The sequence below is a fragment of the Streptomyces sp. NPDC059524 genome (assembly GCF_042749255.1).
Classification (GTDB): Bacteria; Actinomycetota; Actinomycetes; order Streptomycetales; family Streptomycetaceae; genus Streptomyces; species Streptomyces xanthii.
Genome location: NZ_JBHYTK010000166.1, coordinates 1 through 5,464, shown reverse-complemented (window position 1 = coordinate 5,464; position 5,464 = coordinate 1). Strand labels below are relative to the sequence as shown.

The 5,464-nt window shown below is 76.4% G+C and carries 3 protein-coding genes; all 3 read left to right on the top strand.

The window, feature by feature from the left end; genetic code table 11:
- Positions 1 to 281 precede the first annotated feature (281 nt).
- The 3 genes from ACFW9D_RS32335 to ACFW9D_RS32325 all read left to right on the top strand — a co-directional run bounded on the left by ACFW9D_RS32335 (position 282) and on the right by ACFW9D_RS32325 (position 5,311).
- Positions 282 to 3,632, top strand: coding sequence for a trypsin-like peptidase domain-containing protein (locus ACFW9D_RS32335; protein WP_384627865.1), 3,351 nt, complete (start codon positions 282 to 284; stop codon positions 3,630 to 3,632).
- 131 nt (positions 3,633 to 3,763) lie between these two features.
- Positions 3,764 to 4,723: a bifunctional riboflavin kinase/FAD synthetase gene (locus ACFW9D_RS32330; RefSeq protein WP_188336539.1), complete on the top strand. Its 960-nt coding sequence runs from the start codon at positions 3,764 to 3,766 to the stop codon at positions 4,721 to 4,723.
- Positions 4,724 to 4,828: 105 nt separating this feature from the next.
- Positions 4,829 to 5,311, top strand: coding sequence for a carboxymuconolactone decarboxylase family protein (locus ACFW9D_RS32325; RefSeq protein ID WP_188336538.1), 483 nt, complete (start codon positions 4,829 to 4,831; stop codon positions 5,309 to 5,311).
- Positions 5,312 to 5,464 lie beyond the last annotated feature (153 nt).

Sequence of the window (5,464 nt, the reverse complement as noted above, 5' to 3'; positions counted from 1 at the left end):
CGAGCGCGTGGGCGTGCGGGTGCGTGCGCGCGCCCCGGCGCGCGGTGTTCCGTGCGCGCCCCTGCGGCCCCCGGCCCCCGCCCCGCCCCCCCCCGCCCCACGTTCCCCCTCCATCAGGTCTGTCCGCCGAGCCGCACGAGTTCACCCCATCGAGCGGGCGCTCGGAGTGAATCAGGGGAGCGCAGGGGGGCGCGTTCGCCTCGCGCGCTGTCCTGCTGATCACCGCGCGCCTACCGTCGAGGGGACGGGGGGTGGCGGAGAGCGGCGGGAGGTTCAGCGGCATGGTCGATCCGCCGCTGGTTCGGATCTGTGATCTGGCCGGGCGCCCGCGCGGAGCGGGCTTCGCCGTGGACGACCAGGGGACCGTGGTCACCGGTCACGAAGCGGTGGACGGGCTCGGCCGCCTCGTGCTGCACGCGCCCGGCGGCGCCACCTGTGTCGTGGGCCCCGAGGCGGTCCACGCCCTCCCGCACCTCGGCCTCGCCCTCGTGCGCACCGAAGGACTCGGCGTCCCGCCGCTGCCCGTGGCCGCCGGCGGCCCCCTGCCCATCGGGGCCTACGTACGCATCCCGGCCGGCGGCTGGCGCGAGGCCCGGGTGCTCGGCCACGGCCCCGCCACCTACCAGGCCTGCGACCGCTCCCACGCGCTCGCCGAGACCATGGAGCTCGCCGTCGGCACCGCCGGCGCGGACGCCCTGGCACCGGGCGGCGGAGGCGCGGGCGGACCCGTCCTGGACGCCGTCACGGGCGCCGTCGTCGCCGTCCTCGGTACCGCCCTGAGCACCGGCCACCGCGCCGCCGGACTCGCCGTCCCGCTGCGCACCGCCGCGGAGACGGACCCGCACGGCCCCCTCGCAGCCCTCCTGGCCCGCAACGCGGTCACGGTCGCCGCCTACGGGGACGAGCTGAACGTCGCGGGCGTTCTGCAGCTCGCCGCCGTCTCCGTGGGCAGCGAGGGGCCCGCCGCCGACGGAGCCCCCGACCCGGTCGAACGGCCGGACGTCGTACGGGAACTGGCCGCGTTCGGCGCCGGACCCGCACGGCTGCTCGCGCTCGTCGGCGACCCCGGCAGCGGACGTACCACCGAGCTCGCGGCCCTCGCCGCACGCCGGGGCGCCGGAGCGGGCGCCGCGCCCACGCTCTGGCTGCGCGGCGCCGATCTGGGCGGCGGCGACACCTCCGTCGCGCAGGCCGTCGGACGCGCCCTGGAGCGCGCGGGCCGGATCGTCGCCGCCACCCGTGAGGTGGAGCCCGGCGACCTCGGAGACCTCTCGCCCGCGCGCGTCGCCCGGATCGCCGCCGACGCCGGACGCCCCCTGATGCTGGTGCTCGACGGGCCCGAGGAGATGCCGCCCGTGCTCGCCCACCGGCTCGCCGCCTGGTCCCACGGCACCGAGCGCTGGCTCGCCGCGTCCGGCGTCCGGCTCGTCGTGGCCTGCCGCGGCGAGTACTGGGAGCAGGCCGGCCGGCTCTTCGGCCCCGGGGCGCTGCACGGGCGGGCCGGGAGGCTGCCCGCCTGCGTCCGGATCGGGGACCTGGACGACGAGCGGGCCCGGGAGCGCTTCGGGATCCCCGAAGGCGCCCTGCACCCGGCGGACGCCCGGCACCCGCTGGCGCTGCGGCTGCTGCGGGACGTGCGGGCGGCGCTGCCCGGGGAGGTGCCCGGGCAGCCGGACCGGGACGACATCTTCGGGGCGTACCTGGACCTGATGTGCCTGCGCGTGGCGGTACGGCTCGCCGCGCCCGCCGGCCTGCGGGGCGCGGCCGTGCGGCGGCTCGCGGCGCGGGTCTGCGGTCAGCTGCACGAGGCGGCGCGGAGCTGTCTGGGGCCGGGGCAGGGGGAGCTGGACCGGGCCGCGTTCGAGGAGCTGTTCCCCTGGGGCGCGCGGCACGGGGTGAGCGGGTGGGCGTCCGCCGTGCTCACCGAGGGAGTCCTGGTGCCGGCCGGGAGCGGATACCGCTTCGCGCACGAGGAGGTGGCCGACTGGATCCAGGGCATGCACCTGGATCTGGACGGGGCGCTGGAGGCCCTCGTGTTCCGGCGGCGGGGCGGCTCCGCGGTGCCCGTGCCGCGGCACCGGGCGGGCCCTGTGGTGCGGGCCCTTCTGCTGCTCGGGCGGCAGCGGGGTTCCGTTGAACTGGGGGAGCGGCTCGGGGAGTTGACCGCCTGGCTGCCGGGCGGCGAGCGAGGGGAGGGCCGGGCCGCCGACGAGGAAGCGCAGTGGTGGGCCGGGCATCTGGTCGCGGAGGTGCTGCTGCGCGTTCCGGACGCCGAGGCGCATCTGCCCGTCCTGTGCGAGCTCGCCGACCGCGGTGCCTTCGGGCCCTGGTTCTGGGCGCGGGTCCCGGTGTCGGACGGCGCCCGCTTCGCGCTGCTGCGGCGGCTCGTCGTGCACGACCCCTCGCCCGGGGAGGGACACCGCTACCTGGACACCGTCGCCGAGCTCCTGGCCGCCGCGCCCGCCGCCGCGCAGCGGCAGCTCACCACCTGGTTCGACGACGAGCGGGCCCTGCCCGCGCTGCCCGACGCCACCGTCGCGACCGCCGCCCAGGCCCTGCTCCACACCCACCGCCACAGTGCAGTCGACGACCTCACCGAGGCCCTCGTCGACTGCCCGCACCCCCGTGCCGACGAACTGCTCACCGTGCTCGCCGACGAGGAGCCCTCCGCCCTGTGCCGGGCCGTCGACCGCTGGGCGCACGACGAGCGGCTCGACCGGCACGTCGCAGCCCTCGCCTACGGGCTGCGCGTCCAGTCCCGGGCCACCAGCGACGCCGACCGCGGACTGCTGCGCTACGCGGCGCTGGCCCTGCTGGCCCGCCCCGGCGAGGACACGCTGCACGGCGCCGCGCTCGCCCTCCTCGTCCGCGACCCGCACTCCCGGCCCCAGTACCTCGCCCGGGCCCTGCGCCGGTTCGCCGCGGAGGACCCGCAACTGCCCGCGTCCGCGCTCGCCCCGGCCCTGGAGACCCACCCCGAGCCCGTCCTCGCCGCGTTCGAGTCCCGGCTCGACGGGCTCGGCCCCGGCGCGGGCGACCTCGTACGCACCCTCGCCGACGTCACGACGCCCGCCCTGGCCCGCCGCGCGGCCGCGCTCGTGGGAGCGCTGGCCGCCGCGCACCCCGAAGGCGCCGCCCGGCACGCGGCCGCGTTCGTGGACCGGTGCCTGGAGCGCGGCCCCACCGGGCGCTCCGTCCTGCTGCCGCTCGCCCTGGACCTGCTGCGCGCCCCGACGCCCGCCGTACGGGCCGCGCTCGCCCCCGTCCTCGCCGCGCCCGGCACCGCCGCCTCGCGCGGCCTGCGCGGGGAGCTGCTCGACGTCCTGCTCGGGCGGGAGCAGGACCCGGACGTGCTCGCCGCCGTCCTCGACGCGGCCGCGCGGGGCGCCGTGCGGCGCGGCCAGGCCCGCACCCGCGACCTCGTGCACCGCACCGGCACCCTGCTCGTCCGCACCCCCGAGGGCGCCGCCCGCTTCGACCGGGGGCTGGTGGAGCTGGCCGGGGCCGTCCCCGGCTTCGCCGCGCTCACCGCTCGCTGGCTCTCCGCCGAGCCGGCCGACTGGGCCGCCCTCGTCGGGCCCAGCGCCCGCCGCACCATCGAGAGCGTGGCCGGGGCGAAGGTGCCCGCCTGAGCCCGGACGACCCGCCCGATGAGTGGCGCGGCCGGGCGACATGGCACTCTTAGACCTGCGTGTTCGGTAGGAGACGCACGAAGCACAGACAGACGGAACCGTCGTACACAGGTTTGCGAGGAGCAATCACCGTGCAGCGCTGGCGTGGCTTGGAGGACATCCCCCAGGACTGGGGGCGCAGCGTCGTCACCATCGGTTCCTACGACGGGGTGCACCGCGGACACCAGTTGATCATCGGCCGTGCCGTGGAGCGCGCCCGTGAGCTGGGCGTCCCGGCCGTCGTCGTCACCTTCGACCCGCACCCCAGCGAGGTCGTGCGCCCCGGCTCGCACCCGCCGCTGCTCGCCGCGCACCACCGCAGGGCCGAGCTGATGGCCGAGCTGGGCGTGGACGCGGTGCTGATCCTCCCGTTCACCACCGAGTTCTCGAAGCTGTCGCCCGCCGACTTCGTCGCGAAGGTGCTCGTCGACCGGCTGCACGCCCGGGTCGTCGTCGAGGGCCCCAACTTCCGCTTCGGCCACAAGGCCGCCGGTGACGTCGCGTTCCTCGCCGAGCAGGGCCGCACCTACGACTTCGCCGTCGAGCTCGTCGACCTGTTCGTCAGCGGCACGGCGGGCGGCGGTCAGCCGTTCTCCTCGACGCTGACCCGCCGGCTCGTCGCCGAGGGCGACGTCGAGGGCGCCCGCGAGATCCTGGGCCGCCCCCACCGCGTCGAGGGCGTCGTCGTGCGCGGCGCGCAGCGCGGCCGCGAACTGGGCTTCCCGACGGCCAACGTGGAGACCCTCCCGCACACCGCGATCCCCGCCGACGGCGTCTACGCGGGCTGGCTGCACGTCGAGGGCGAGGCCATGCCCGCCGCGATCTCGGTCGGCACGAACCCGCAGTTCGACGCGGTCGAGCGGACCGTGGAGGCCTACGCCATCGACCGCGAGGGGCTCGACCTGTACGGGCTGCACGTCGCCGTCGACTTCCTCGCCTTCGTGCGCGGCATGTCGAAGTTCGACTCCCTGGAGCAGCTCGTCGAGGCCATCGCCGACGACGTGAAGCGGTCGCGTGACCTCATCGCGGCCTACGAGGCGAACGAGGCGTAGGTCACACCCCGTTCCGGCCCGGGGATGTCACAGACGGGCCCCTGCGATCCGTCCTGTTGGTGAACGCACCATCCAGGACTACGGAATCCAAGCAGGGAGCTCGCCATGGAACCCCGTCTGAACATCTTCGCCAGCCAGTCCGCCGTCGGATTCCTCAAGCGCCTCGTCGCCGCGCACCAGCCGCTGACCGGTTCCGGCCTGCCCGTCGCGACGCAGGAACTGGTGAAGATCCGCGCCAGCCAGATCAACGGCTGCTCGGGCTGCCTCGACATGCACGTCAAGGAGGCCGTGGCGGCGGGCGAGACCCCGGTCCGGCTCAGCCTCGTCGCGGCGTGGCGCGAGGCGAAGGTCTTCACCGAGGCCGAGCGGGCGGCCCTCGAACTCGCCGAGGAGGGCACGCGACTGGCGGACGCCGCCACGGGGGTGCCGGACGAGGTCTGGGAGCGTGCCGCCAAGCACTACGACGAGGAGCAGCTCGGCGCGCTCGTCTGCCTCATCGCCGGCATCAACGCGTTCAACCGTCTGAACGTGATGACGCGACAGCCTGCCGGCGACTACCAGCCGGGCATGAAGTCGCCGCTGGAGTAGTGCGCGGGTTTCGCATCCGCGTCTGCCGGGACTGGTCGTGTCGCGACTCCGGCCCGGTGGGGGCGGGTCGCGCAGTTCCCCGCGCCCCTGAAATGCAGGCGCTTCGCGCCGCATTTCCCCGATGAAGGCTGCGCGCAGCGCATGCCTTCAGGG

Coding starts and splice junctions, on each gene's coding strand:
- ACFW9D_RS32335 (WP_384627865.1), top strand. CDS start 282: ATGGTCGATCCGCCGCTGGTTCGGATCTGTGATCTGGCCGGGCGCCCG.
- ACFW9D_RS32325 (WP_188336538.1), top strand. CDS start 4,829: ATGGAACCCCGTCTGAACATCTTCGCCAGCCAGTCCGCCGTCGGATTC.